This is a genomic window from Salinicoccus sediminis, from assembly GCF_000986795.1.
GTDB lineage: Bacteria > Bacillota > Bacilli > Staphylococcales > Salinicoccaceae > Salinicoccus > Salinicoccus sediminis.
Genome location: NZ_LAYZ01000001.1, coordinates 541,433 through 566,056 on the forward strand (window position 1 = coordinate 541,433; position 24,624 = coordinate 566,056).

At 48.2% G+C, this 24,624-nt stretch carries 26 protein-coding genes; 7 read left to right on the plus strand and 19 right to left on the minus strand.

All coding sequences use genetic code 11. From position 1 onward, the window contains the following. Positions 1-6: 6 nt before the first annotated feature. From thiI to WN59_RS02760, 3 genes are all read right to left on the minus strand, one after another. Positions 7-1,206 (minus strand): tRNA uracil 4-sulfurtransferase ThiI, encoded by a 1,200-nt coding sequence (gene thiI / locus WN59_RS02750; protein WP_046512168.1) that lies wholly within the window; start codon positions 1,204-1,206, stop codon positions 7-9. Then, a complete protein-coding gene (locus WN59_RS02755) occupies positions 1,203-2,321 on the minus strand; it encodes a cysteine desulfurase family protein (protein ID WP_231577086.1) in 1,119 nt (372 codons plus the stop codon). The genes thiI and WN59_RS02755 overlap by 4 nt, the downstream gene beginning before the upstream one ends. Positions 2,322-2,387: 66 nt before the next feature. Further along, positions 2,388-4,082 (minus strand): septation ring formation regulator EzrA, encoded by a 1,695-nt coding sequence (locus tag WN59_RS02760; RefSeq protein ID WP_046512175.1) that lies wholly within the window; start codon positions 4,080-4,082, stop codon positions 2,388-2,390. A gap of 306 nt (positions 4,083-4,388) precedes the next feature. Here WN59_RS02760 and WN59_RS02765 point away from each other — a divergent pair, with 306 nt between their 5' ends. The 3 genes from WN59_RS02765 to WN59_RS02775 all read left to right on the plus strand — a co-directional run bounded on the left by WN59_RS02765 (position 4,389) and on the right by WN59_RS02775 (position 6,202). Then, entirely contained in the window at positions 4,389-4,859 is a 471-nt protein-coding gene (locus tag WN59_RS02765) for a GAF domain-containing protein (protein WP_046512177.1), read from the plus strand. A 229-nt stretch (positions 4,860-5,088) separates the two neighbouring features. Continuing rightward, on the plus strand, positions 5,089-5,691 hold the full coding sequence (gene rpsD / locus WN59_RS02770) for a 30S ribosomal protein S4 (protein ID WP_046512181.1): 603 nt from the start codon (positions 5,089-5,091) through the stop codon (positions 5,689-5,691). Between the two features lie 115 nt (positions 5,692-5,806). After that, positions 5,807-6,202 carry a hypothetical protein gene (locus tag WN59_RS02775; protein ID WP_046512186.1) on the plus strand — a complete coding sequence of 132 codons (396 nt, stop codon included), beginning with the start codon at positions 5,807-5,809 and terminating at the stop codon, positions 6,200-6,202. 30 nt (positions 6,203-6,232) lie between these two features. On the opposite strand, the gene WN59_RS02780 is transcribed toward WN59_RS02775, so the two are convergent. The 3 genes from WN59_RS02780 to WN59_RS02790 form a co-directional block, all read right to left on the minus strand. Beyond that, on the minus strand, positions 6,233-7,135 hold the full coding sequence (locus WN59_RS02780) for a cation diffusion facilitator family transporter (protein ID WP_046512189.1): 903 nt from the start codon (positions 7,133-7,135) through the stop codon (positions 6,233-6,235). Positions 7,136-7,309: 174 nt separating this feature from the next. Beyond that, a complete protein-coding gene (locus tag WN59_RS02785; RefSeq protein ID WP_046512192.1) occupies positions 7,310-7,666 on the minus strand; it encodes a SpoIIAA family protein in 357 nt (118 codons plus the stop codon). Between the two features lie 138 nt (positions 7,667-7,804). Next, the gene (locus WN59_RS02790; RefSeq protein ID WP_046512197.1) at positions 7,805-8,431 is read right to left on the minus strand and encodes a GNAT family N-acetyltransferase; all 627 of its coding nucleotides are present in this window, start codon (positions 8,429-8,431) and stop codon (positions 7,805-7,807) included. Positions 8,432-8,524: 93 nt separating this feature from the next. Between WN59_RS02790 and WN59_RS02795 the strand changes: the two genes are divergently transcribed. Then, a complete protein-coding gene (locus WN59_RS02795) occupies positions 8,525-8,731 on the plus strand; it encodes a hypothetical protein (protein ID WP_046512200.1) in 207 nt (68 codons plus the stop codon). A gap of 24 nt (positions 8,732-8,755) precedes the next feature. Here the strand turns inward: WN59_RS02795 and WN59_RS02800 are convergent, their stop codons facing one another. Next, entirely contained in the window at positions 8,756-9,670 is a 915-nt protein-coding gene (locus WN59_RS02800) for an alpha/beta hydrolase (RefSeq protein ID WP_082099092.1), read from the minus strand. Between the two features lie 15 nt (positions 9,671-9,685). Further along, positions 9,686-10,180: a GNAT family N-acetyltransferase gene (locus WN59_RS02805; RefSeq protein ID WP_231577073.1), complete on the minus strand. Its 495-nt coding sequence runs from the start codon at positions 10,178-10,180 to the stop codon at positions 9,686-9,688. Between the two features lie 125 nt (positions 10,181-10,305). Here WN59_RS02805 and WN59_RS02810 point away from each other — a divergent pair, with 125 nt between their 5' ends. Together WN59_RS02810 and WN59_RS02815 are read left to right on the plus strand one after the other, a co-directional pair. Beyond that, entirely contained in the window at positions 10,306-10,881 is a 576-nt protein-coding gene (locus tag WN59_RS02810) for a histidine phosphatase family protein (RefSeq protein WP_046512204.1), read from the plus strand. Positions 10,882-10,990: 109 nt separating this feature from the next. Beyond that, entirely contained in the window at positions 10,991-12,043 is a 1,053-nt protein-coding gene (locus WN59_RS02815; protein ID WP_046512208.1) for a C45 family autoproteolytic acyltransferase/hydolase, read from the plus strand. Between the two features lie 25 nt (positions 12,044-12,068). Here WN59_RS02815 and WN59_RS02820 read toward each other — a convergent pair whose 3' ends face one another. The 11 genes from WN59_RS02820 to WN59_RS02870 all read right to left on the minus strand — a co-directional run bounded on the left by WN59_RS02820 (position 12,069) and on the right by WN59_RS02870 (position 23,969). Then, positions 12,069-13,997 (minus strand): FtsX-like permease family protein, encoded by a 1,929-nt coding sequence (locus WN59_RS02820; RefSeq protein WP_046512212.1) that lies wholly within the window; start codon positions 13,995-13,997, stop codon positions 12,069-12,071. Next, entirely contained in the window at positions 13,987-14,745 is a 759-nt protein-coding gene (locus WN59_RS02825; protein ID WP_046512215.1) for an ABC transporter ATP-binding protein, read from the minus strand. The genes WN59_RS02820 and WN59_RS02825 overlap by 11 nt, the downstream gene beginning before the upstream one ends. A gap of 106 nt (positions 14,746-14,851) precedes the next feature. Further along, positions 14,852-15,826, minus strand: coding sequence for a sensor histidine kinase (locus WN59_RS02830; RefSeq protein WP_231577074.1), 975 nt, complete (start codon positions 15,824-15,826; stop codon positions 14,852-14,854). 23 nt (positions 15,827-15,849) lie between these two features. After that, a complete protein-coding gene (locus WN59_RS02835; protein WP_046512223.1) occupies positions 15,850-16,527 on the minus strand; it encodes a response regulator transcription factor in 678 nt (225 codons plus the stop codon). An 87-nt stretch (positions 16,528-16,614) separates the two neighbouring features. After that, a complete protein-coding gene (locus tag WN59_RS02840; RefSeq protein WP_046512228.1) occupies positions 16,615-17,763 on the minus strand; it encodes a Leu/Phe/Val dehydrogenase in 1,149 nt (382 codons plus the stop codon). A gap of 5 nt (positions 17,764-17,768) precedes the next feature. Continuing rightward, the gene (locus tag WN59_RS02845) at positions 17,769-19,028 is read right to left on the minus strand and encodes a dihydrolipoamide acetyltransferase family protein (RefSeq protein WP_046512232.1); all 1,260 of its coding nucleotides are present in this window, start codon (positions 19,026-19,028) and stop codon (positions 17,769-17,771) included. Positions 19,029-19,042: 14 nt separating this feature from the next. Further along, complete coding sequence (locus tag WN59_RS02850) at positions 19,043-20,011, minus strand: alpha-ketoacid dehydrogenase subunit beta (RefSeq protein WP_046512236.1); 969 nt, start codon at positions 20,009-20,011, stop codon at positions 19,043-19,045. After that, positions 20,008-21,105 carry a pyruvate dehydrogenase (acetyl-transferring) E1 component subunit alpha gene (pdhA, locus tag WN59_RS02855; protein ID WP_046512240.1) on the minus strand — a complete coding sequence of 366 codons (1,098 nt, stop codon included), beginning with the start codon at positions 21,103-21,105 and terminating at the stop codon, positions 20,008-20,010. Before pdhA ends, WN59_RS02850 begins: the two co-directional genes overlap by 4 nt. 119 nt (positions 21,106-21,224) lie before the next feature. Continuing rightward, positions 21,225-22,418 carry a DUF418 domain-containing protein gene (locus tag WN59_RS02860; protein ID WP_046512244.1) on the minus strand — a complete coding sequence of 398 codons (1,194 nt, stop codon included), beginning with the start codon at positions 22,416-22,418 and terminating at the stop codon, positions 21,225-21,227. A gap of 70 nt (positions 22,419-22,488) precedes the next feature. After that, on the minus strand, positions 22,489-22,782 hold the full coding sequence (locus WN59_RS02865; protein WP_231577076.1) for a hypothetical protein: 294 nt from the start codon (positions 22,780-22,782) through the stop codon (positions 22,489-22,491). 44 nt (positions 22,783-22,826) lie between these two features. Continuing rightward, positions 22,827-23,969 (minus strand): MFS transporter, encoded by a 1,143-nt coding sequence (locus WN59_RS02870; RefSeq protein WP_046512252.1) that lies wholly within the window; start codon positions 23,967-23,969, stop codon positions 22,827-22,829. A gap of 103 nt (positions 23,970-24,072) precedes the next feature. Here WN59_RS02870 and WN59_RS02875 point away from each other — a divergent pair, with 103 nt between their 5' ends. Continuing rightward, the gene (locus WN59_RS02875) at positions 24,073-24,558 is read left to right on the plus strand and encodes a hypothetical protein (RefSeq protein WP_046512255.1); all 486 of its coding nucleotides are present in this window, start codon (positions 24,073-24,075) and stop codon (positions 24,556-24,558) included. Positions 24,559-24,624 lie beyond the last annotated feature (66 nt).

The following is a 24,624-nucleotide window of genomic DNA, read 5'->3' on the forward strand; positions in this document are numbered from 1 at the left end:
CTCGGCCTACAGCAGCGAATCGAACGTATCAGAATCTTCTTTTGCATTCGGTTCATAAATTTCTATATTTTCAAGCGCCCTGTCGATCATCGGATCGAAATCGACATTCGATTCGAACTTGAGCACCTTGTCCAGCGCCGGTCTTGTCTTCGGCGCCTTCGGCTTGAATATCGTACAGCAGTCTTCAAACGGCATGATGGATGTTTCATACGTATCATATTCTTTTGCTTTTTTGACGATGTCATTCTTTTCAAGCGTCAGCAGCGGACGCAGGACGGGAAAGCTTGTCACTGCATTGATTGCATGCATGCTGGTGAGTGTCTGGGAGGCAACCTGACCGAGGTTCTCACCGTTTACCACTGCCTGGGCATCTATCTTTTCAGCCAGTTTTTCCGTAAGCCTCAACATGACACGGCGCGTTGAGGTCATGGATATGTTATCCGGAATCTTATCATACAGAGTGGTCTGCAGTTCGGTGAAAGGTATGATGTGAAGTCTGATATCCACACCGGTGCGCTCTGACATGATATCGATCAGCTGCTTGACCTTATCCGTCGCCTGCATGCTCGTATACGGCGGGGAATGGAAATGGATCGCTTCCAGTTCCACGCCTTTCTTCATGATTTCAAAACCTGCCACCGGGGAATCTATGCCGCCGGAAAGCATGAGGAGTGCCCTGCCCCCCGTGCCGGCCGGCAGGCCCCCGACGCAGCTGATTACATCATGGTACATATAGATGGCGTCAAGGCGCACTTCGACCATGACCTTATAGTCGGGCTCCCTGACATCGACCCTGATATCCTCAGTGTTTTTGAGCAGCAGTCCGCCAAGCATATCCTGGATATCGAATGTTTTCAGGTGAAACGCCTTATCCGCACGCTTGACTTCTATCTTGAACGAACTTCCCGGTTTGAAGTCCGCGGCAAACTTAAGAGCCGTCTCTTTCATCGCCTCTTCAGTCCTGTCCATTTTCACAACCGGGGATACGCTCAGGATGCCGGTCACATGCCTCAGTCTCTCCATCACTTCATATGGATCGGCTTCGAATAGTTCGATGTAAGCGCGGTCCCTGTTCGCCCTCACTCTGACGTCAAGACCTTCAAGGGCACGGATCATCGTCTTTCTGATTGCATTGACGAACATCTTCCTGTTTTTCGTCTTCAGGGTCAGCTCACCATATCTCACTAAAATGTGGTCGTATTTCATTTTAGTACACCTCCTATTTCCTTGTGTACTCCCTTAAGAGCTTCAATTAATATATCTGCTTCCTCATCTGTTGTAAAGCTTGAAAATGAAATCCGGATGCTGCCCTTCACAATCGCCTCCGTATTGTCCATTGCCACGAGTGTTTCATTCAATACAGCAAGTTTTGAGGCACATGCACTTGTGGTCGACACCATGATGCCGCGGGCGCCGAGTGCATTCACCACAACCTCCCCCATGGCACCTTCAAAGGAGAGGTTCAGTATATGGGGGACGCCTCCGGGCTGGACGTGCACAGAAGGGAGAGCTGAAACTGCATCCCTCACGCGTTCATTGTACCGGGCTACCCTTCTGTAATTCTCTTCTCTGTTCTCTGTTGCGATCCTCATGGCTTTTGCCATCGCCGCAACCGCACCCAGATTGACAGTGCCGCTTCTGATGCCCGATTCATGGCCGCCGCCGTACATGACAGGACGGACGATACCCTCCCGTTTCACAATCAGAGCCCCTGCGCCTTTCAGGCCATGGAACTTATGTGCACTCAGGCTCAGAGTGTCAGCCCCGCCAAGATCCATATCCACTTTGCCCATCGCCTGGGTCGCATCCACATGGAAATGCACTTTGGGATAATTCTTCAGTATTTTCGCAATTTCAGACACCGGCTGGATTACTCCCGTTATATTATTTACAGCCATCACGGTGACGAATACGACATCGTTATCAAGCTTTTCCCCCAGATCTTCAAGATCAATTTGTCCGTTTTCTTTGGTACCGATGTATTTGACGTCGAATCCTTCATTTTTCATCTCTTCAATGACGTTGATGACACTCGGATGTTCGATCTCACTGACAAGGACCGTGCTGCCGAACTGTTTCTTATTCTTCAGTACCCCCTGTATGGCGATGTTATTGCTTTCTGTTGCCCCTGAGGTAAACACACATCCGTGCCCCCCGAGACCGAGCAGTTCGAGCACCTGCTTCCTCGACGCCTCAAGCAGCTGCCCTGTCCTGCGGCCCTCCGGGTGGATGCTTGCTGTATTGTAATAGTAGTTTCTGTTCACCTGTTCAAATGTTTCCAGGGCTTCCTCAAACGGCCGTGTTGCTGCCGCGTTGTCCATGTATATCAAAATGCCACTCCTTACGTAAAAGTGACCTGGGATATAAATATCCCAAGCCGCTTCCCTCTATTCATTATCAAATTCTCTTTCAATCCTTGCCGCTGCACCCGGTTCAACCTTTTCGAGCCCGTTTTTCGCAATCTCGAGCGCACGTTTATAACGGTTCTCCTTGAACAGGCGTTCCGCTTCATTCAGCATCGTGTTGAAATCATGGTCATCCCGGCGGTATCTGTTGCCGTATTGGATCATAAGTTCGGTAAGCCGTGCTTCCTGAAGTATCTCATATGCCTCCTGGTCGAACTTGTTGAGCAGCAGTACGGTATGGTTCACCTTGTCCTTTATATACTGGACATTCAGCGGCCGGCGCTCAAAGTATTTGTGTATCTCCTTGACATCGATGTCAAGCTCATTTTTCATGACCAGGAACTTCTCAGGCACGCTCGACATGTTTGAGCCCATCAGCCCCCTGTATATGTCCTCTTTCCTGTCCTGGACAAGGAGTGCATTTTCCCTGGCTTCCGCTTCGTCTTCACGGAGGGTGATCAGGTACTCCTGTATCTGCTTCTGTTCATCATTGATGGCACCGATGTTCTCTTTGATATACTCCAGGTTATCAAGCACTTCACTGTATCTCGCCGTCGTTTTTCGCATTTCAGTAGTGATTTCATCGTAGATATCGATGAGGTTCTCGATTTCATGCTCGAATTTCTGGACTTTATGGATGTCGGATTCATTGATATGGAACTGCTCTTTCACATAGTCGATTTCCGTCCTGAGCGTGTAGTTGAGATCCTTGGCATGAAACAGATCATCAGTAATGATATGCTGCTCGTGATCGACTGTAGTCTTTGACCGGACTTCATGCTCCACAAGCTCAAGCATATCATCAAGCTGAGCATTGATATCGTCGAGGATTGCCCTCGCCTCATCCAGCTCCAGCCGGGTGATCAGCGGTTCAACGAGATTCAGCTTACCTTTCAGCGTGGACAGTTTGCCCTCGACTTTGATGTGTTCAAGGTCATAGCCCTCCGCTTTAAGATCACGGCAGCCGAATCTGATCTCCTGGAACTGCTGCGGGAGTTCCTTCTGCACATCCTTGATGAGCAGGGGGATTTCATCCATGTTCTCTTTTAATATCGAAAGTTCCTCATGGACATCGTTGATGTGCTTGTTCGCCGTCACATAGTTTCCCGCATTCACCAGCTGTTCATATTCCTGAAGTTCAGGTTCATACGTCTCAATCAGTTTCTCAAGCGAAGGCTGGGAGTCGCCGAACTTGTGACCGTTTGCCAAAACATCCCTTTTGGCTTCTCTGTACAGCTTTTCCGATTCATTGAAGTTTCTCTCACCGGCTTCATTGGAATCAAGCAGCTGGCCGATTTCAGAAGTCAGCGCCTGATACTGCTGTTCCACTCCATCGAGCGTCTCTTTTACAGAACCTGCTTTTTCCCGCCCGTCGCTAAAACGGAATCGGTCGATATCCTCCGATGCCGAGTCCAGTTCTTTTTCTGCTTCAGTAAGGGAGCTGTTCAATGCATTCTGCCAGTCAGACTGCCATTTTTTATAGAGAGTCAGTGCCTCACCGTGGAGATTGTAGTCCTTCACTTTGACCAGAGTATCCTGGAAAGGCAGTGTTTTCACACCTTCGAGCCTGGACTGCTGACTGTTAATTTCATCTTTTCTTATATTCCGCATGTATAATAGCGTACCCATTCCTATTATCGCCAAAAGGATGAGCACGATTAAAACATAAACCCACATACAGCTACCTCCTATACATATATTCAATTATAGCTTAAATGACAGGAACAAAAAACATTTAAATATATAAATCAATTGTTAAATTCAATGGTCCAATTTATGATTCCGGTCGTTTTCCCAGCATACATCAGTCGAAAATTTCCGTCTCCTGGGGGATAAGTATAAAAATAAAAGTTCCGACTATCAATATATTACCATTAATACTTGAGTTCCGGTGTTCTATTATATTAAAAAATCTAAACATTGAAACAGGTTTCAAAAGATTGTATAATTTAATAATATTTATAAAAGGATAAAGGTGATGCAATGTATACGGCAGTTGAAATCAAGGACTACACACAGCTTAACCAGATGCTGAAAGGACTGATCGAAGACGAAGCGGACCGGATTGCCAATCTGTCCAACGCCGCAAGCCTGCTCAATCAATTCCTGGATAATGTAAACTGGGTCGGCTTCTACCTCTATAAAGAACAAACGGATGAGCTCGTACTCGGCCCCTTCCAGGGTCTTCCTGCCTGCGTCCGCATACAGAACGGCAAAGGGGTCTGCGGCACTGCATTCAGGGGCAACGATATATTCATCGTCGACGATGTCAATGAATTCCCGGGGCACATCGCCTGTGATGCAAACAGCAAATCGGAAATCGTCGTACCGATCTATAAGGACAGTGAACCAGTCGGAGTACTCGATATCGATGCACCTGTATACGAACGGTTCACAGAAGAAGACCGTGCCGGTCTCGCAGAATTCGTGGATATACTGAAAAACCACATTTAATCATATCATCCATTGACTTATGCTGCAGGGTGATGTAGAATTACTAATTGTGTAAATAAACGGATTAAGTAGCGGATAATTATTACATGCCAGTATGCGGTCCCCTCAAGAGGTGTGCTGTGTAACTGATGCTATTAGGCGAAGGCACTTTAAATCGCATGCCCATGTAAGTGGTTGTCACCCTTATGATGTTTGTTGCATAAACTAAACACATTAAGGAGGAGTCAAAATGGCTCGATTCACAGGTTCAATTTGGAAAAAATCCCGTCGTCTCGGCATTTCCCTGACTGGTACCGGCAAAGAACTGGAGCGCCGTCCTTACGCGCCCGGTGACCACGGTCCGACTCAGAGAAGGAAATTGTCAGAGTACGGCATGCAGCTTCAGGAGAAGCAAAAACTGCGTTACATGTACGGAATCAACGAACGTCAATTCCGCACAATCTTCGACCGTTCAGGCAAAATGAAAGGTGTTCATGGTGAGAACTTCATGATCCTTCTCGCTTCCCGCCTCGATGCAGTGGTATACCAACTCGGCCTTGCAAGAACACGCCGTCAGGCACGCCAGCTTGTAAACCACGGTCACATCACAGTGGACGGTGGTCGTGTGGACATCCCATCCTACATGCTCAAACCTGGACAGGTTATCGGTCTTCGTGAAAGATCACGCAACCTCGACATCGTCAAAGAAGCTATCGAGTACAACAACTTTGTACCTGAATACCTGACTTTCGATGAAGAAAAACTTGAAGGTACATTCGTACGCCAGCCGGAGCGCTCCGAGCTTCCTGCTGAAATCAACGAACAGCTGATCGTTGAGTACTACTCAAGATAATAACTCTGCTTTCAATTATAAAAGCTCTGATCCTTTTGGAATCAGGGCTTTTTTGTATTGTTGCAAAGCATTATGCTAACATGTATGTTAGACAGCACATAAAGGGAGCAATTCGATGAAACTTTCAGATGAGACATACAAGAAGATAATATCGGAAATCATGAAACAGCAGCACGGAACCGGCAAAGTATTTAACTTCCTGGTCAAGTTGCACCAGGTTGAAACGGAGTTTACAGTGGATACGCCGTCGGAAGTGACTCTTGATAAGATCCGGGAGATTACCGTGCCCATAGACCATCATGACCTGCCGGATGATGAATATCTGTTTTATATAGGCACAGGAATCAAGGATCTGAATCCGGCGGTGGCACATCTGAAAATAACCGGGGATGGCGACAACACGACTGTCAGTGTACTCTCCAGTGCCGCTGAAGGGCTCATCAGGCAGAAGTCGAATAAGAAGGCCATTGAAAAATTGAAAGTGCAGCTGGGGCTGCTGGATGAGCTATAGAAAAAAAGAGCCTTACGGCTCTTTTTCTGTTCAGCATACTATGTTTTCATCGTGTCCGTGATGCCTGCATTCAATTTGGATGGTCACCTGCCCGATTCCCTCTTCCTTCATTTTTTCATCTATGTCACTGATGATCGCCTGTGATTCGTGGACGGTCAGGTCGCCTTTTACAACCGCATGGAGGCTCATTGCATTCTGTCCGCTGGTGATGCTCCAAACATGAAGGCTGTGTATCCCTTCCACCCTGTCTATGCTTTTCAGTGATTCTGCTATGTTATCCAGATTTATATCCTTCGGCACGCCCTCCATCAGGATATGAAGCGATTCCCTCGTGACCCTCCAGCCGCTGATGAGTATGAGTACCGCAACGATTATGCTGGCCAAAGGGTCCATGAATCCCCAACCGAAAAGCATGATGCAGACTGCCGCAATGATGGCTCCGACCGAACCGAGCATATCCCCTATTACATGCAGGAAGGCAGCTTTCAGGTTCAGGTTGTGTTCCGTGTCCCCGCGCATCAATATCCATGCAACAAGTATGTTCACCAAGAGGCCGATGACGGCAATCGCCAGCATCCCGCCGGAAGCAACCTCAGGCGGTGACATGAATCTCTGTACCGCCTCGTAAAAGATGAACAGTGATATGAGTACCAGGGTCACACCGTTGAACACTGCAGCCAATATTTCAAAACGCTTGTATCCATATGTCTTACTGTAATCGGCGACTTTCTCCCCGAATTTGAAAGCTGCCAGTGCAATCGCAAGCGAGACTGCATCGCTGAACATATGGCCTGCATCCGCAAGCAGTGCGAGACTGTTCGTAAGCCACCCTCCGATTGCTTCAATGACCATGAATGATGCAATGAGTATGAAACTCAGGAGAAGCACTTTTTTGTTGGCGCCATGCGTGTGGTCATGATGATCGTGCCCCATCATCCTCACCTCTTCATTCCATCTTTTCTCTTCAGTATCATTATATCAGCTTGTGCGGGAACAGTATATCCTCTCGCTTTCAAGCACTCATTTATACATAAAAGATATCCGGGACATAGATTTTTATGTCCCGGATATCATCAAACTTATATTCTTCACCCTGATTTGGCTTCGTTACTTTTTTAACCACTCCCATGCCTGATCCTTCTGTGCACGGTCAAACTGTTCCACTTCAATACCCGGTGCAAGGTCTGAGACTGTCGAGCCGCCTTCCACCCATACTGAATCGGTGACTACGGCAAATTTTCCGTATTGTTTCCAATGTTTAATATCCACAAGCATCCCTTTTACAATTCCTAAAAGATCGGTGCCTCCAAGATTTTTTATATCTACAAATGCATTCAATGTCTCTTCATTTCCATAATGACCGTCGATGAACGTCTCAACCCTTTCCACATCTTCTTCTGTCATCTTCCCATCAACTGTCATCTGGACAATATTTGTATATTCACTTTCCCACAGTTCTATCAAGTCCTGTCCCTCCTTAATTTTATCTGTCCCTCCTCACTACCCTTTCCATCCGGATAAAACACAATTTATATGAAGTGGTAATATAAAATATCCTGGAAATAAAGAAGGATTGCTCATGCAATCCTCCATATCCTATGATTATTTTTTATAATAAATGATATACTCTCCCGCGAGATTGTCACCGATATAAACTTCACTGTTGGCAAGCATCCATTCGGTATCCTGGAAATGCACATTCTCAGACTCACCGGTTGGAACGGGCGCATCAAAGAGATTGAGCTGCATGACATGACGTTTTTTGCCGCCATATTTGTATGTCGTCTTCACTATTTTGAAACCGAGTCTGAATTTGTCCTTCAGGCTCGGGATGTTCCCCGGCATGACTGTAGTCATTATATGATTGAAATCCCCGGACTCCCTTACCCGGCGGATCAGCTCCCTGCCCATTTCGGTCTGCATGCCCTGCCCTCTTGAGGCGGGATCGATGAAGGTGATTTCGGAATAGATGACGCGGCTTTTATCACTGATGCCCGCATCATCCGCAAGATGTTCCGGTTCGTCTGCTGACGGGATATACATGGAGCGCGTAGCAACAAGCACGTCGCCCTTGAAGACGCCGATGATATATCCCTGCCTTATTATTTCCGCAAATTCTTCCTTCGTCAGCGTCTCGAGCACTTCCTTGTCTTCCAATGAATCATAGACAGCATTCTGGAGCGCGATTATCTCCTCCAGATCATTCATATCCAGGTTTCTGAATTCCATGTGACACTTCCTTTTAAATTTTGATAGTCGGGATATTGAAGATGTTTATATTTCACTTTAAATGGCTATATTATTTATGAGGAGTTGGTGCATATGGCAATCATAGTCAAGGTTAAGGACAGCACGAACAACGAAACGGATTTCAGATTCATCCGTAGCGACAGGGTCAAAGACAGCATCAAGGCTGCATATATAAATCAGGAAATGAAGCAGACAGCAGGCAGCAAGTTTGTACAGTTTATATATCCGGGTCATACGGAGACTTTCACCCAATTTAAAATCAACTATAAAAGACGCTGATTGATAGCGTCTTTTTATTGTGCATTACTTTATATTGGCATCCAGCCAGCTGAACATGAGATTTTTCCATTCAGCCGCCCGCGCGTCTGCGATTCCCGTCACTTCCGTCGCCAGGCTCAATCCGTGCTGGCCGTGCTGGAAAGTATGGAGTTCCCACGGGATGCGGTGAGACTCCAGCGCTTTGGCAAAATCCAGTGAATTCTGGATGAACACGAGCTGGTCCTCCACTGTATGCCAGATGAAGGTTGGCGGCGTATCCTTTGAAACATGCTGTTTGAGATCGGCCATCCGCACCATATCTTCATCCGGTTCGCTCCCGAATACCATACGTGATGCGACCGACATGTACTGCGGATCCCCTATGCCGCGGGCATCAGCTATTTCCTTGTTGAGCAGATAATCAAGGATCGGGTATCCCAGCACCTGGAAATCCGGACGGTACCATCTCGGTTCATCCCCGACCTTCTCTTCCAGCCAGTTACTGTTCCAGTGGACCCCGAGGCTTGCCGCAAGATGGCCGCCGGCTGAGAATCCCGCCACACCGATCCTGTCCGGATTGACATTGAACTCATGGCAGTTCTCCCTGATGAATGTCATCGTTTTTGCAAGCTCCGTCAGAGGCCCCGGGAATTCGGAGCCGAGGACGGTCTCTTTTGCGACGGATGATGCTATCTGATACAGTTCATCCCGGTCGGTCTTCCTGCCTTCCCTCCGGATGGCGGAACCGATGGTCGAGTATCTCAGTATGAAAACATGGTACCCTTTTGCCAGAAATTCATAGGCGACAGGCTCCGCCTCCCTGTCAGACACATACATATAGCTGCCGCCCGGGCATATGACGACCGCCGGCCGCCCCTCTTTCTGATGCAGCGGATTCTCGCCCAGCATCATAGTAACCTCCGCGTGGTTGTCACCTATATAGAAACTTTGTAATATCATGCAGTCCTGCCTCCATCAGTTGATCAGACGGTAAAGGTAGAGTTCATTGGTATATTCACCGTCGATAAGGAGTGAATCAATGCGCTCACCTTCCGTCAGAAATCCAAGTGTCCTGTATAATTCAATCAGATGCGTCCGGTTGACCGGCAGAGATAATTCAAGACGGTATATACCATTGTCCCCCGCCCATCCGATGCCTGCATTCAGCAGCTCTTTTCCGATACGGTCCTGCTCAGCCACTTCCCTGATGCCGAGAGATACGTTCGCACGGTGTTTCGTCATCTCGACATTGTTGCCAAAAAGACTCATATATCCTTTCATCTCCCCGTCATCCAGTGCAACCAGAATCTGCTTCCTCGCATCCTGAAGTACATTTGAAAACAGATTTTCCATGTCTGAAACGGTCATAACTTCATCTCCGCTGAATCCCCCGAAACCGAACGAATCCAGTGAAGCCAGCAAATTCAAGAAACTTTCAATATCCTTCATTTCAATCGCCCGAATCTCCATTATCAACCCTCTTCCCTCATAAAGTACTTCCGGTATTCCCTTCCATTTTATCAGAGTTTCCCCCGAACGCCTAAAGTTTGCACATCATGTTAAGATGTATATATAAATATCCATGAGGTGAAAGCATGACGAAAATTTGTTTGGTAAGGCACGGGCTGACGGATTATAATGCCCGGAGGAAACTGCAGGGTGTCTCAGACATCCCTCTTAATCACGAGGGGGAATACCAGGCGCAATGCGCCAGTGAAAAATTGAAAGATTATCATTTCGATGTCATCATCTCGAGCCCTCTCATGCGGGCGTACAGGACTGCCGAGATAATCAATGAATACCACGGCCTTGAAATCGAGACCATGGACGAACTGAAAGAGCAGTCTTTCGGCCCGCTTGAAGGGCATCACATAGACGACATCCAGGCAAAATATCCTGACGGCATCTTCCCGGGCGCCGAGACCTTTGAGTCATTGTCAAACCGGGTGGCAAAAGCAATCGATGAGATAGAACGGAAATACCCCGATAAGCATATTCTCTTGACAGCCCATTCCCGGACGATAAAATCCATACTCGCCCTCTACAGCGAGGAGATTCATATGTTCGAAACAAAACTGGATAACTGCAGCCTGAGCCACATCGAATGCGTAGACTCAAAGTGGGCAGTCAATGATTTCAACATCACCACCCAGCCTGCAGTCGACAGGTAGAAAATGTAACCAACGCAATACCACCTGTGTCAAGATGATATAAATTAAAATATATAAACCGTTTTTGTGAAAGCGGTTTTCAAAACTTTATTTGGGAGTAATCAGTGAAATGCAGACAATTGTTTCAAGGATACAGGAATTCAGGGGCGGCCATTATGAGTACGGCGTCCTGCAGGCACAGCAGCTTAAAGAGACCCCCTATATGGCAAACAGGAACTATGAGTGGATCAAAAGACGTCCGAAGTTCTCCCTCGACTACGGGGAAACGAAAAGCCTCTATCAGAAATTCGCACCCGCCATATGGGAGGAACTTCAGGGACTGCAGGATGAACTGGAGATTTCGGACATGGAAGTCCTTTTGAATCTGGCCCACTACAGAGTATCGCCCAGGGATTCAGGGTGCAGCGTCTACTTTGATGAACACAGTTTCATCAGGAATTATGATTATCATCCGAACACATACGACGGCATGTACAAACTGTTCCAGCCGGCGCAGGGGTTCGCTCATATCGGACCGGCCTCCCGCGTGACGGGCAGGATGGACGGCATGAATGAACACGGCCTTGTGATGGGCTATAATTTCATGAACCGGAAACAGCCTTTTGACGGCTTCACATGTTTCATCATCGGCAGATTCATACTTGAATTGTGCAGGAATGCCGATGATGCCAGGCAGCTTCTAAAAGAACTCCCACACCGGGGCGGGTTCAGCTATGTCATCCAGGACAAAGGCAATGACTCATTCATCGCGGAAACATCCGCCAGGGACATCGCATTCAGGGAATCCAACGTCTGTACGAACCATTATGAGATGCTCGACACAGAAAACCGGAGATATCTGACCGACTCGCTTGAACGCCTGACGATACTTGAGAGTGCTGGCTACCCTTCAAAGGCCGAGCTCATCGAGCTGTTCACAGACCGCAGATACGGCCTTTTTGTGGACAATTATAAAAGCTGGGCCGGAACGATACACACAAGCTTCTATGACAAGGAAAACCTTGTCGCCGGCATCCGGCTCGGTGAAAACACAACACTGAATGAGTTCGATTTCAAGAGCTGGCTGGAGGGTGGACAGGCCGGACTTAAAGAGATAAAAGGAACACTGGATACAGACCTGAAATTCACAAACGCCGACTGGCAGAAAGCAAAAAACCTTTAATGCAGTAAGCATTAAAGGTTTTTCTCTACATACTCCTTCTGACCACTTTTCTGTAATTCAGAAGTGACAGGACACCAAACAAGGAGTACAGGACGAGGTACCCGCCCATCACTGTGAGCATCGGTGTCCACATGGCGGTTCCGAAGAGGAACCAGCCCGCCTTGACTGCAAAATATGTGTGCAGCAGACCGATCAGCAGCGGTATGCCGAATGTGATGATCATCTTGATGGAAAGACCTTTCATGATTTCATCTTCGGAAAAACCGAGCTTCCTCAGGATGGTGTAGCTATCCTTCTCATCCTCACTCTCACCAATCTGCTTGAAATACAGTATACAGCCGGATGTGAGAAGGAAGGCAAAACCGACGAAACCGATGATGAACATCATCATGCCTGTCGTCTGCATCAGACTCGTGTACTGTCTGATCTGCGATTCAAAGCCGGGATGATCCTCTATGTCCATCATATTATGGATATCCATACTGTCTTCACCAGTAATATTCAGTCCATACATCACTTCCGGTTTTGGGTAGTCCTCATCTGGAGTGTAATGGGAATTCATCTTTTCATATACTGCCTCATCCACAATCACAGTCGGCATGCCAAAGGATATGAATGACGGAAGAACCGCTGCGGATTCAATTTTCGTCAATTCCAGTGTACGCTCATAATCGCCGCTGTGGAATGTAAGCGGCTCCCCTGTTTCAAATGTCACAACCGATTCAAGGAATGATTGTACACCAGTGACCACCGTCTGGTTCTCACCCACATCAACCTCATCGACGCTTTCATCACTGACCACATTCAGCTTCATGTCCTGCTGTCCGGTCTGATCCGCCTGATCCCGGTCGATGTCGATGGCGCCCTCATCTTTCACTTCGTACTCAATCAGGGGCCTTTCGACGATTTCGTATCCGATTCCCTCTTCCTGAAGCATCTCTTCGGAGTAGCGCAGACCTTCTTCTTCATAGAAGATATAGTCCTCGGGGGTCTGGGATTCAACCGTCTGGTCCACCGAGTAGTAACTGATGTAGGACAGGGACATGAGCCCCATGCTGAGCGCGCTTACCACACTGATCAGTGTCAGGAGGAAAGCATTGGATTTCATCTTGAACATGATACTGGTCAGTGACAGTACGTCATTCACATTGACATGACCGCCCTTTGACCTCCTGATCATATTGAAGATGAAGGCGACTGAAAATTTGAAGGTGATGTATGTCCCGATGATCGTCAGAAACAGGATGCCAAACAGCAGCGGCACGATGATCAGGCCAAAATCAAAGATCTTAGTGGAAAGCCAGTAGCCGGATATGATCATCAGCAGTCCGATGATACCGAAAACCACGGTTCCAGCACCAATTTTCTTGCTCCCCGACTCACTCGTACGATCCAAATTGAGCATCCTGATCAGTCTCGTCCTTTTCAGGAAGACGAAGTTCTGTATCATGAGGAGTGCGAATATGACGATATACAGCACTGCCGTCTGAAGAACGGCTTCCATTGAAAAACTCAAACCAACCGGCAGATCTATCTGCATCGCCCGAAGCAGTATCATCAGAAGCATCCTTGAAACAAGGAAACCAAATCCGATGCCGAGGATCAGGCTGCCGAAGTAGATCATCGCATTTTCCAGCAATAGTATCCTGAAGATCTTATTCCTGCTCAGCCCGATCAGCTGGAACAATGCAAGTTCCCTGTTGCGTCTTTTCAGGAAGATAGCGTTCGCAAACATGACGAAAGCGACGATGATGAACACCAGAAGGACCGAGCCGACCAGGAATCCTGTCGTCATCATTGTTCCGGAGGAGAGCTCTTTCTGTGCACTTTCATCTTTTGACATCAACACGAACGAGAAGTACAGTGCGACACTGAACACGAGCGCAAAGATATACAGTGTATAATTGCTCATATTCTTAAAAAAGTTTTTCAGAATGATGCTGTTAAGACTCAACGCCGACACCACCCAGCACGCTCTGTGTATTCATTATTTCCTTGTAGAAGTCTTCCTGGGAACTCTCTCCACGTCGTAGGGTCGAATACACAAGACCGTCTTTCAGGAATATCACACGGCCGGAATAGCTTGCAGCTGTGGCATCATGTGTAACCATCATGATTGTGGAATTGCTCAGCTCATTCAGAGTCTGCAGTTTCCCAAGCAGATTGCTCGCTGCCTTTGAATCCAGGGCACCTGTCGGCTCGTCTGCAAAAATGATCTTGGGCTGGTGGATGAAGGCACGTGCAGCACTTGTACGCTGCATCTGTCCGCCCGAAATTGCATCCGGGTATTTATCCTGCAGATCATATATACCGAGTTCACTCGCGACAAGTTCAAACTGTTTTTCAACTTCCGGCTTTTTCATGTTCCTTATGGAAAGCGGCAGAAGAATGTTCTCTTTGACCGTCAGCGTATTCAGCAGATTATACTCCTGGAATATGAAGCCAAGATCATTCTTTCTGAAATTGGCCAGTTTCTTATCTTTTAGGCCGGTAATATCCTGACCTTCTATAATGATGTGACCGCTGGTCACACGGTCGATGGAACTGAGCACATTCAGCAGCGTGGTCTTTCCGGAACCCGATGCCCCCATTATCGAGACAAACTCCCCTTTTTCGATACTCATGTCGATTCCTTTTAATACTTCAGTCCTGTTGAGTCTGTTGCCATATGTTTTTTTAATATCTTTTGTTTCAAGAATCATGACGATCCCTCCGTCTCTAATTTGTTTCTATTTATATAATACGACTCAGATCCAAAAGTTTCGTTTGATTCTCGTTACATAAATACAAAACCATGTGACACTTTCGTCACATGGTTGAAACATGCTGGAATTTGTTCTTTTTAGGCAATGTCATAGTGACTGTAGTCCCCTCTCCGTAAACAGATTCGACATGCAGCCTGATGTCCATCGCGCGCGCCGCTTCCCGGGCGAGATACAACCCCATCCCCGTGGCCTGGCTGTCCCCATGATCGCTTGTGGATGTGAACCCTGCCTCAAAAATCCTCGGCAGATCCTGTTCTCTTATGCCCCTGCCCCTGTCTTTTATCACAAGCACCGGCCATCCCCCTTCCAGAAAGCTCTCAATGTCGATATCACTGTTCTCCGAATACTTAACACTGTTCATGATAAACTGATCGATGATGAATGAAAACCACTTGAGATCCGTCTCCATATGAACTTGATGAAGATGGAGGTTGAAACCGATTCCTTTTTCCATGCACAGGACCCGGAGCTTCCGCAAGGCGGCCGTGATGACCTGCTCCACCTCGACGTTTTCGATATACAGATCATTGCTGATGTTTGACAGCCTCCTGTCGTAGAGCATTTCATTCAGCATTGAATCAAGGCGCAGCCATTCCTCTTCAATTTCCTGCCTTTTGGAGTCGTTCAGATCACCGATCATGAGCTTCATCGTAGTCATCGGCATTTTCATATCGTGGATCCACTTCGTCATCTCATCCAGATTCTCCCTCGTCTTCACGGATTCCCTCTCAAGAAGTTCATTGTGGTTTTTCAGGAATTTTTCCATCTTATCATCGGCAATCTTCTGGTATGGGGTCTCGGGTGCCGGGAGACTGTCAATGTCACTGATTCTTTCCAGGCTCCTGAATTCTTTCCTGTATTTTCTGCCTCTGTAATAATCAACACCCAAAAAGATCGAAAAGATGACAAGATTGACGGCAGATATATATATCAATGATATATTCGGTATTTCCGTATCCAGCAGACCGAGTGCGAGGATCGACAGACTCAGGAGACAGAACGTTAGTATCCAAGGCATTTTCTGTTTAATATAGATGAGAATCACTCCCTGATCATATAACCCAGTCCAGTTTTGGTGATGATTGCATCAGCAAGTCCCATGTCCTCGAGCTTTTTCCGGATCCTGTTGACATTTACTGTCAGCGTATTATCGCTTATAAATTTCGAATCATCCCACAGCTGCTCAATGATGGACTCACGCTTCACCACCTGCCCCGGACTCTTCATGAGTATGGAGAGGATGAAGGATTCATTTTTTGTCAGGCTTACATGCTCCTCCCCTTTTGAGATTGTCAGTTTCCTGAAGTCGAATACAGCATCCCTGAACTTCACGACATCCATGTCCTGATTCTGATACTGATAGACCCGTCTCAGCAGCGCCTGGACTTTCGCCACCAGCACATCAAAATTGAACGGCTTCTGTATATAATCATCACTGCCCATCTGCATGCTCATGACCATATCCGTCGGATGATCCCTGGAAGACAGAAAGATTATGGGCAGACTGGAAATATCCCTGATCCGCCGGCACCAGTAGAAGCCGTCATATTTAGGAAGTGTGATGTCTATGATCACAAGATCCGGTTCCCCCTTGATGAAATCATTCATCACATTCGAGAAATCAGTGACGCCGAATACGCTGTAATCCCACTCCGCGAGCCTCTTTTCCAGTTCCCTGAACAGGCTCTCATCATCTTCTATTATGAAAATCCTAGACATGTAATCCCTACCCATCCGAACAATTAAAATAAAAATATCCAGTTCCATTATATATGAAATCGGATATTTTGTATCGTGCTGCAATGTCTAATTGTCAAAATCCCATTTTGGACGCCCCCCTGCAGAAAACATGCTGTCCATCTTCCGTCTGAGTTCAAGTTTCTGTTCACACATCTCATCCGCCGCCCTGAAAGTACCGATGTTCTTCTCCTTCGAAATGTCGAAAATCCGTTCAAGCGAGTGGCCGATGCTCCTGGTCTTGGCCATCACACGGTCCGGATTCGCCCCGTACAGCTCGTCCGCCACCTGGATGAGACCGCCGCTGTTGACGATATAATCAGGGGCGTACAGTATACCGCGTTCATGCACCATCTCACCGTGGGGATCGGATGCCAGAACATTGTTTGCACTGCCGACGATCGCCTGCATCCTGAAGTCTTTGAGCGTTTCATCATTGATGACACCACCGATGGCACAGGGGACGAATACATCTGCATCCACCGTGTATATATCTTCCAGCGGAACGAATTCAACTTCACCGTCCAGAGCATCTGCACGGTCTGCAATTGCCTTCACGGAATCCCTGTTGATATCCGCGGCAAATATCTTCGCTCCACGTGCGAGCAGATGCTCCGCAACTTTGAAACCGACTTTTCCGAGTCCCTGGACTGCATAGGTTCTTGAAGCGATGTCTCTAGTTCCATAGAGTTCTTTATTCGCCGCTTCAATGCCGTATATTACACCCAGTGCGGTCGGTTCGCTCGAGTCGCCGCCACCGTGGAATTCTGGCGGTTTTCCGGCGATCTGCCTGGTTTCCTTGAATGCATGGGTGAAGTCCCTGATTTCTGTTCCCATATCCGTTCCGGTATAGAATCTTTTATGGAGGGAATCCACCATCTGGCCGTAGGCCCTGAACAGTTCCGGTTTCCTGTCTGTTTTCGGATTGCCGATGATCACGCCTTTGCCGCCGCCGAAGTCCACATCCGCACCGATGCACTTGTAGGTCATCCCCCTGGAAAGCTTCAGTGAATCGTCCAGCGCCTCATCGAACGAATTGTACATCTGCATGCGCGTGCCGCCGAGCGCCGGCCCAAAAGTCGTATCGTGGATGGAAATGATTGCCCTGAGCCCCACTTCAGGACGGTTGCAGATCAGCACCTGCTCGTGACCTGCAATCCTCTCCATGATTTCAAAATTCCCCATTTTTTCCATTTTCTCAATATCTCTGATTCCCATTGTAGTCACCCCTCGAATAATATGGTTTCCGGATCTGCCAGAAACACTTTCAAATCTTCGATTATTTGCGTGGCATGCGCACCGTCGATGATCCTGTGGTCAAATGTGAAGGACAGTTTCATCACCGGTCTCACTTCTATTTCTTTCTCCCCGTTCACAACCGCTTCATCCTGTATGCGGCCGAGCCCGAGGATTGCCGCTTCCGGGTAATTGAGCAGAGGCGTCATATGGACACCCGATGAACTCATGGGTCCCGTATTCGTCACCGTGATGGAGCCGTATTCCATATCATATGATGTCAGTTTCCCATCCCGTGCCCTGTCACCCATATCCGTAATTCCATCTGCGATTTCCAGCAGATTCATCCGGTCCGCATGTTTGATATTCGGCACCAGCAGACCCGAAGGTGCATCGACGGCCACGCCTATGTTGCAGAACTCCTTGATCCGCAGGTCTCCGGTCCCGTCATCGATTTCGGAATTGAGTACCGGGTGCCGCTTCAAAAGCGAGGCCATCGCCAAAACTGCATAAGCAGTATATGTCAGCCTGACGCCCCTATCAGCAGCCTGTCCTTTGAAGCGGTCCCTGTGGGCGATGAGCCCCCGGGCGTCCACGGCATCAAAAACAGTCACCTGGGGCGCCTTGGACACGCTGTCGAGAAGAGCATTCGAAATCGCTTTTCTCATCGGCGAAAGCGATTCATGCCTGCAGAAAAATTCTTCTTCAGCCGCAGCTCCCTGTCTATCGGCATCAGTGCCGGAGGAATCAAGGTGGCGGTCGATGTCCTTTTTGGTGATTCTCCCCTTTCTTCCCGTGCCTTCCACTTCTGTCAGCTCGGCACCTTTTGTTTTCGCATATTTTCTGACACTCGGCACTGCAAGCATCCTGATGTCGACGCCGTCAACAATGAATTTCGGGTTCACCAGAGCCGCCCCGGCTTTTTCCTCTCCACCCGGTTCAGTGCTGTTTCCAGCCGTCTTTGCGGCTGGTTCCCGCACCGGCTCCTCCGGTTCCGCCCGGGTTTCACCCGATCCGTCATCGATTGTCACAAGAACATCCCCGACTTTGGCAGTGCCGCTTTTTATCTTAATATCCTCAACGATTCCAGTGACCGGCGATGTGATTTCCACCACCGATTTATCATTCTGGATTTCAAGCAGCGGCTCATCTTCCTCCACATGGTCCCCCACGGATTTGAGCCAGCCTGTAATATCACTCTCAGTCAGCCCTTCCCCTATATCGGGCAGTCTGAATTCATACCCCATTTTCATACCCCTTCCTAAAACTCCAGAGTTTCCCTGATTGTCTCTTCAATTTTTACGCTGTCCGGTATCCATATATTCTCCGCAGCCCCGAAAGCGAAAGCCGTATCCGGAGGTGTAACACGTTTTGGCGGTGAATCCAGATACATGAAGCAGTGCTCGGCAATCTCCCCTAAAAGATTGCCCATTACACCGGATGACCGCTGTGCTTCCTGGACCACCACCACATTGCCGGTCTTTTTGACGGATTTTTCTATCGTGTCCATGTCAATCGGTGAAATGGTGCGCAGATCGATGACTTCAACCGAAGCATCACTTTTTTCTGCCGCCAAAACCGCCTCGTGCACCATCTGGCCGTATGCCACGACAGTCACTCCATCGCCGGCACGGACGATATTCGCTTTATCGAGCGGCACAGTATATTTTTCTTTTGGAACCTCCTCTTTAACAGAACGGTAAAGCTTCAGATGCTCGAGGAACAGGACCGGGTCGTCAGATTCGATTGATGAGATCAGAAGACCTTTGGCATCATACGGAGAGCTTGGAACCACCACCCTTATCCCGGGTACCTGTGTAACCATGCCCTCAAAACTGTCTGAATGCAGCTCTGGTGTATGTACACCGCCCCCGAACGGTGCACGGATTGTAATCGGCAGGTTCTTCGCACCGCCGGTGCGGTATCTGTATCTCGACATCTGTCCGGCGATCGAGTCCATCGCCTCCAGTACGAAGCCGAAAAACTGCAGTTCCGGGACCGGTCTGAACTTGTTTTCTGCAAGTCCGATGGCCATGCCCAAGATCCCGCTCTCAGCAAGCGGTGTATCAAATACCCGATCTCCGCCAAATTTATCCTGCAGGCCGTCGGTCACCCTGAACACTCCGCCATTTTTACCGATATCCTCTCCAAAAACCAGTGTGTCCCCGTCTTCCTCAAGCTTTATGGCAAGGGCTTCATTCAGCGCCTGTACAATGGTTAGCTGTCTCATGAATGTCTCCTCCCCGCATGACTTTCCTGCTGCCTCTTGTAAAGTTCAGGCTTCACACTATACATATTATCAATGAAACCATCCACAGTCTGCCCGGGTGTCTGCCTGACTTTTTCAAGTGCCTCTTTTATTTCAATGCGGACCTGTTCCTCTGTCTGGGACTCGATTCCGTCATCCCAGAGTCCTTTTTTCTGCAGGAATTTCCGCATCCTTATCAGCTGATCCTTCTTCTCCCAGGCCGTCAGTTCCTCATCATCCCGGTAGCGTGCCGGGTCATCACTCATGGTATGCGGTCCGTATCTGTATGTGAGTGTTTCGATCAATACCGGCCCGCATCCTTCTGTTGCATATTTTCTTGCAAATTTCACAGCACTGTAGACCGCCAGTGGATCCATGCCGTCCACCTGGATGCCGAATACTCCGGCGGCAGCCGCCTTCTGAACAAGGGTGCCGGCCCGCGTCTGCACCTCGCGCGGAGTGGATATTCCGAAGCCGTTGTTCTGGACGATGAATATGGCCTTTGCATCAAAACTTCCCGCCATGTTCAACCCTTCGTAAAAATCACCCTGTGAAGAGCCCCCGTCCCCTATATATGTAAGGACCACACGGTTTTCCTTTCTCAACTTGAAAGACAGTCCGAGCCCCGCCGCCTGTACAATCTGGGCACCGATTATGACCTGGGGCGGCATGGCATTCAGCCCTTCCGGAAACAGATTACCCTCCACATGCCCCTTATACCAGAGAAAGGCTTTATGAAGCGGCAGACCGTGCATCACAAGGGGCGGGATGTCCCGGTATGTCGGCAGCAGATAATCCTCCGGTTCAAGAGCAAACTGGCTCGCAAGCTGACTTGCCTCCTGTCCGCCGCTCGGCGCGTAATTTCCAAGCACCCCCTGCCTGTTCAGATTGGTCACCCGTGTATCATATATCCTGCCCCAGACCATCCGCTTCATAAGTTCGACAAGTTCGTCATCACTGATGTCGGGATACAGGGTGTCATCGACGATTTCCCCTTCCTCATCGAGGATGCGAAGAACCGGGTAAAGTTTTCCAATTCCTTCAAACTGCGCCTCTGCATCAAAAGGATTCAACATATTTCTCCCCCTATTACTTTGTAAACGCTTACAAAATCATTATAACATCTTCCTGAAATATTTGAAATGTTTGTTATATTAGCGTTGAAAAAGGCCTCTCCGCAGGGGAAAGGCCTTTATTATTTCCTGATCGGCATGACAGTGCCGTATGTGACAGTCCTCCATACCCATTCAAGCGGACCGAATCTGAAGACCTTCATCCAGAGATGGCTCAGAACCATCTGTATCAGGAAAACGACCAGTACAACGGGGATGAACCATACGGCATCCACCCTGTTGAACAGATTCAGGCCATAGAACAGCCCCGTCATCAGCACGCTCTGCATGATGTAGTTGGTCAGCGCCATCTGCCCCACGGGCTGCAGCAGTTTCGTCACTCTTTTGAACTTCATCACAACAAGGATGAAGAGCGCGATATAGCCGAGTGACATCAGCGGCCCGCCGGCTGTATAGGCGAGCAGCGTCAAAACAGACCACGCCGGATCATCCATCATATAGGTAAAACCGTAACCGACAAGGATCTTGATGGGTGTCCCTGCGCCCAGGCCCGCCGCTGCTGTCCATATCAGCAGCTTCCTGTGGGCGGCCAGGTTCTCGAATATGCGCTTCTGCCCTGCAGAAAGTCCGAGCAGGAACATCGCCAGCACAAGGGGGACCATCGTAATGTTGCTTGATGTCATGATGCTGAAAACAGATATGTTCATGTTCAGAACATCCATGTATCCGCCTTCCTGAAAGGAAGAGACCATATTGAACCCCGGATCATAGGCGCTCATCCCGCCGGCATCGCCTCCGGCTGCAAAGAGCAGCAGTGCCATGGCGGCTGTAAACACCGTGCCAAGAAGCAGTATGATAATGCTTACTGCCAGATTGACCGCCGGTTTCAGTTTATAGAAGATGAGCAGAATGATACCGCTTACGGCATAGACGGTCAGTATGTCCCCATACCAGATGAAAATGGCATGAAACAGTCCGAAGGCAAGGAGCATCACCATGCGCCTCAGGAAAAGCAGCGAAACAGATCCCGGTTTCTTTTCCGCACGGGAAAGGAATATATAGAATCCCAGGCCGAAAAGGAATGAGAACATCGTATAGAAATTGGAGGTGACGAAAGTATTGATGAACATGATGACGGAGGAATTCGCCCCCTCTGTATAAATATCACTCCTCTCGCCGGTGAACTGTTCCTCGATCGTCGGTCCCGCAAAGGCCATGACATTCATCATCAGAATACCGAGGAGCGCAAACCCTCTCACCGAATCGATTTCATGTACTCTTTCCGACTGGCCGACTGGCAGATAATCCTGTGTCATTTCCAACCTCCCTGGATGTTTTCATTGATTAATATGATACACCAATACTTTCATAAAATATAGAAAGGGCTCAAAATGACTGAGCCCTTTCCATCAGGGAACCGATATCGAACAATTCAACCGGGTTCCCTGTCACATATGAGTATATATAATAGATGATCAGACCCACGATCGGCAGGAATATCACTACGAAGAGGAATACCTTCATGAATCTGGTGAACACGCTGTATAGCAGCCTGAGGACTATGATTGCAACGGCCGTTGCAGCAACAGTCCTGATGTTGTAGTCAAGCGAGGCAATGTCAAAGAAGTTTATGGCGTAAATCACGAAAAATGAGAGTGCAATGGTAAGAATCAGTCTCATGAACAAAATGAATCACCCAGTCATTGTTATTAATACTTCATCTACTATACTATTTCTTCATGCTCCCGTACAAATGATACGGACAAAAGCCCGAGGCCGACGATGAAAACACTCAGCCACGGAGCGAAACTGATGTCGTAATTGCTGATATAGATTCCACCGATGACTGCTCCGATGCCTATGCCGAGATTAAGCCCTGACATATTCCAGCTGAACACCATTGCTGCAGAACCCTGTACATTCTCGACCAGTCCGCTCTGCACCGACGGGCTCGTACTCCACTGGAAGACGCTCCACAGGAACAGGTTGATGTAGAAAAGGATTGGTGTGCCATACAGCAATGGCAGAACCGCCATCGATATCATGAACAGGATAAGCATATAGATGATGGTCCGCTTACTTCCGATCCTGTCCACGAGCAGACCGCCGATGTAAGTTCCGGTCATGCCTCCCGCTCCTGCAATGAGCAGTGCAACTGAGACGCTTTCAAGCGTAAAGCCGTTGGATGTCATAAGCGGCGAAATATAGCCGATGACGATATAATTGCCGATCAGCACCGCCATGGTTACACCGATGTAGAGGAAAACGTTCCTCTTATCAAGGACCTTATCCGGCACCGGCTCACCGAGGTCTTCACCCTTCCTGTCAGGCACGAGCGACAGGATGCCGATGCCCACCAGTATTGCGATGATGATTACAAGCCAGAAAATGATGCGCCATCCGAACTGCTGACCGATCAGTGTCCCGATCGGAATTCCGAAGACATTGGCTGCACTGAATCCCATATAGACAAGTGCAATCATTTTCCCCCTGATTTCCGGACGTGACAGCAGCACTGTCATATCCATTATCTTTACGATGAACACCGCAGCGGCGACCGCCGTGACGACACGTCCGAGGGAAAGCATGATGAATGTATTTGACATCCCGAATATGAGATTGCCGATTATGAAGACGACAAGCGAGGCAATTATGACAGGTTTCGGCCTGAACTTTTCCGTCGCCTTTACCAGCAGCGGTCCGAAGACAGCGAAACTGACTGCATATACAGTAATCAGCTGCCCTGTCATGGCGTGGGATATGCCAATGTCGTCACTCATCAATTCAAGGATTCCTGATATGATGAGCTCCATCATACCGAGCAGGAATACACCCACAGTAAATGTAATTAACAGTTTTTTATTCATCTTTGACTCCATTTCAAAAAATAATGTGTTATCCGGCTGAGCAGAGAGCCGGACTGCTGGGCCGGAAACCTCATACATGATAAAATATGCATGAGGTGGCAAAATGAAAAGATTGATTCCCATACTTCTGGCAGGATTCCTCATAGCAGGTTGTCAGGCTCAGGACCAGGAGGAACTGGATGCGATGTACAGTGCATTCGAGCGGAACCAGAGCGAAATTGAAACTGATTTCCAGGACTACTACAAAGAAATCGAAGCATCCGACGACCGTGAAACACAGCTCAGGATCATCTATGAAGAAATGATTCCTGCAATAGAAGATTTTGAAACTACAATACAGAATTACGAAGTCAGCTCTGATGAACACAGAGCACTCAAGGAAGATATGCTCGCGTATATCGGCTCACTGCATGGATTGACCGGAAACATCGGCAAATTCAACAGGACATTCATAGCCGGAAACCCTTTCGATGATGAATTCACAAAAGAGGCTGGTGAAATACTCGACACAGTCAGATCCCAGGAGGAAAAGGTACAGAATGACTATGACAGAGTGCTTGATGGCTACGAAGAATTGAACGCGGAATAAAAGAAGCTCAGGGCGCTAAGCGCCCTGAGCTTCTTCTGTCGGCAATCCATTTATATAAGTCTGTAA